The 3,354-nt window shown below is 44.4% G+C and carries 3 protein-coding genes and 1 pseudogene; 1 reads left to right on the forward strand and 3 read right to left on the reverse strand.

Features of this window, described 5'->3' with window-relative positions; all coding sequences use genetic code 11:
- The coding region (locus B4F08_RS11740; RefSeq protein WP_291374450.1) for an SPOR domain-containing protein at positions 1-470 on the reverse strand (470 nt) is incomplete at its 3' end.
- 283 nt (positions 471-753) lie between these two features.
- Positions 754-2,559: an arginine--tRNA ligase gene (gene argS / locus B4F08_RS11745; protein WP_291374451.1), complete on the reverse strand. Its 1,806-nt coding sequence runs from the start codon at positions 2,557-2,559 to the stop codon at positions 754-756.
- 177 nt (positions 2,560-2,736) lie between these two features.
- Here argS and B4F08_RS11750 point away from each other — a divergent pair, with 177 nt between their 5' ends.
- Positions 2,737-3,021: a DUF2798 domain-containing protein gene (locus B4F08_RS11750; protein ID WP_004684392.1), complete on the forward strand. Its 285-nt coding sequence runs from the start codon at positions 2,737-2,739 to the stop codon at positions 3,019-3,021.
- Positions 3,022-3,029: 8 nt separating this feature from the next.
- On the opposite strand, the pseudogene B4F08_RS11755 reads toward B4F08_RS11750, so the two are convergent.
- Positions 3,030-3,354, reverse strand: a pseudogene (locus B4F08_RS11755) (hypothetical protein); the annotation flags it as partial.

Below are 3,354 nucleotides of genomic sequence, written 5' to 3' on the forward strand. Positions count from 1 at the left end.
ACATCGGCAGAGAGACCATTTAAGATAATTTCTGCACGACGTGCATCTGCACTGTCTGGGTCAGGGTAGCTACGCACTTGCAAAATAAAGCTTGGTGCTTGCGGTGTTGGTGCTGCTTCGGTTAAACCCGGTTCAGCAGGGGTGCTTTCTTCGGCAGCAGGTGCTTCAACAATCACCACAGTGCTTGGATTGTCTTTGGTTTCAGGAATGGCTTGATCAGGAATTGGCGTCACTTGCTGCTGTGGCAGTAAGTCGTAGAAACGGTAGTCTTTATTGGTTTCTTCTTGATAATGTTCCGAGGTGATTTGACCTTTCGGCTTCACTGGCGCCCAAGGCTTCCACAGTAACAGTGCTACAGCAAAACAGAGCACGATTAAAATGACCACAAGTGTACCGAGCCAAGCTGGAATCAGTGGCTTTTTGGGTTTGTTCGGTCTTTCAGATACACCGCGCTGCGTTTTTCCAAACACGTGGAAACCTCTTTTCTTCTAATCAATATGAGGGACTGGCCCATTCTTTTCTTTATTTTAATACTTGGCCTCAAGGGATTAAAAGAGGCATCGTCGTAAAATAAAGAATCGCTTTGCAAAATTCAAGTTTCACAAAGCGAACAATACATCAGGGTTGATATGGCTACCTCAAGCATAGCTTTCGGTCTTGCAGCCATGTGTGAAGCTTTGCTTCACTTATTACATGGTTACTTCGGGCATAGCCCTTCGTCTTGCGACGATGTGCAAAGCGTTGCTTTGCTATTTACATCGTCTCAGGTGCAGACACACCCAGTAACTCTAAACCATTACGCAAAACTTGTTGTACGTTTATTGAAAGTAATAAACGGGCTTGCGAAAGGGCAACATTCTGTTCGTCGATAATTCTTGTGTTATCCAAGTTATACCAACCATGGAATAATGCTGCGAGTTCTTTCAAATAGTTGCCCACTTGGTGTGGTTCATAGCTATTTGCAGCACGAAGCACAATTTCAGGATAGGCTGCAAGTTTGGCCAGAATTTCAGTTTCAGCGTCAAGCGTTAATAAGGTCGCATCGTAATCAGCCGTTTTGCTACGATCAAAACTAATGCCTTTTTCAGGGGCTTTCACATCGACCATACGATTGACACGTGCGTGCGCATATTGGATGTAGTACACCGCATTGTCTTTGCTTTGTGAAACCGCAAGGTCTAAGTCAAAGTCAATGTGTTGCTCGGACTTACGCATCACGTAGTAGAAACGCGCAGCATCATTGCCCACTTCTTTACGTAGGTCACGTAAAGTCACGAACTGACCCGAACGAGATGACATTTGTACCATCTCACCACCACGCCATAAGCTCACGAACTGAACCAATAGAACGGTGAGTTTTTTCGAGTCATAGCCCATTGCATCAATCGCGGCTTTAACCCGTGAAATATAGCCGTGGTGATCTGAACCCCAAATATCAATCAGGTCGGTATAGCCACGTTGTAATTTGTTGAGGTGATAAGCGATGTCAGAAGCAAAATAAGTGGTTTGTCCATTACGACGCTTCACAACACGGTCTTTTTCATCGCCAAATTCAGTTGATTTGAACCAAATATTGCCGTCTTTTTCGTATAAGAAACCACGTTGTTCTAAAGTGGCTAACGCTTCATCAATTTTATCAGTGAGTGATGCTTCGCTGAACCATTGGTTAAAGGTTACGCCAAACTCGCCTAAGTCATCTTTAATGTCATCTAAGATGGCATGGAGTGCTGCTTGGTGGAATACACGGTAGCCAGCACCAATGAGTTGCTGTGAATTGGCAATTAAACCATCAATGTGTTTTTCTTTGTCGCCTGAAAGGACAACTTTATTGCCTTCAGCATCGAGCTCTTCTGCATATTGTACATCTTCAAGGACATCCTTATAGACGTCGGCTACAGGGCGAACGTAGGCATCGCCATCAGCATCAATAATGCTTTGCGCGATTTCTTTAACATAATCGCCTTGATAGGCATTTTTTGGGAAAACCAGTTCCTGACCTGTTAATTCGAGGTAGCGTAAATAGGTGGATGTTGCAAGGATGTCCATTTGACGGCCTGCATCATTCACATAATATTCACGGTCTACCGTTGCACCTGTTGCTTCAAGCAGGGTTGCAACGGTCATCCCGTACGCTGCGCCACGACCATGACCAACGTGTAAGCTAGACGTCGGGTTGGCAGAAACGAATTCTACTTGGATTTTTTTCGCAGCATTGGCTTGAGTGCGACCAAATTGCTTGCCTTGCGCTTGAATTTGCTCAAGTACAGCAAAACGTTGGTCAGCATTTAAAAAGAAGTTAATAAAGCCAGGGCCTGCGATTTCTGCTTTGCTGATGTCTGCCACTTCAGGCAGTGCAGCTAGAATTTTTTCGGCTAAATCACGTGGCTTCATCCCCGCAGCTTTAGAGGCAATCATTGCGATATTGGACGCGAAATCCCCGTGGCTTCGGTCTTTGGTACGCGTCAAAGTACTGCTGTTGTTCCAGTCTGCTGGAAGGATACCTTCAGCTTGAAGGTTTTGTACTGCGTGCTCGAGAGCTGCTTGGATTGCCGTGTTCATATTCAGTCGAAAATTTAATGTCGCAGAAAAACGCTAAATATAGCAAATTTCCGCGTCTTTAGGTGAATCCATTTTTATAGAGTAAAAAATGTCCGAAAACTGCTAACGATTGCGCTGCAATAAACATGAAAAGCGCAGTATGATGAGAACCAAAACGCATACTTTTAAGGATGAAACGTGTCTGAACAGCGCCCCATGATCATTGGCAATATTCCCAAGTTACCCGCAAAATACGCCATGTTTATTTTGCCGTTTTTTATCTCATTTTTTATGAGTGGCATTATTTCGATGATCAATCTGTGGCGTAATTTGGGCTGGGTGGACAACTTTCTACAGGTTTGGCTGTCTGCATGGATGATGTCTTGGGTGGTGGCCTATCCTGTCGTGCTCATTGTGCTACCGATTGTGCGCCGTTTGACCGGTGTGTTTGTCGATATGTCACATCTGAATCCACCCAAATAAGCACCATTTTAGCTATTTTCACGGCATGAAACAGGTTTGCTGAGTAGTTCCGCATTTTGGTTTTGAAAACGATACAGTTTGCCTGCATGAAAGAGCTTAATCACTTGGGCACTGGCAAGCTGTTGTTGAAAACGACTCAGGGTTTGGTGTTGAAATGGATCAAAGGGATTGCCGTAGTTTTTGTTGTCGAGTAAAAACTGAATCTGTCCTGCTTCTTTATCATAACCATATAAAATACGTTTGCCGTGCACATCTTGAAGCTCAAACGTAGGCGGATGACTGTTGATTTTACAATTCAGACGCAGTGAGAGCACAAAGCCTTCGGTCGATTTG

It is taken from the genome of Acinetobacter sp. UBA6720, from assembly GCF_002454215.1.
Classification (GTDB): Bacteria; Pseudomonadota; Gammaproteobacteria; order Pseudomonadales; family Moraxellaceae; genus Acinetobacter.

What these genes read in the sequence shown, in the direction of transcription:
- argS (WP_291374451.1), bottom strand. Translation starts at nt 2,559, where the DNA reads ATGAACACGGCAATCCAAGCAGCTCTCGAGCACGCAGTACAAAACCTT.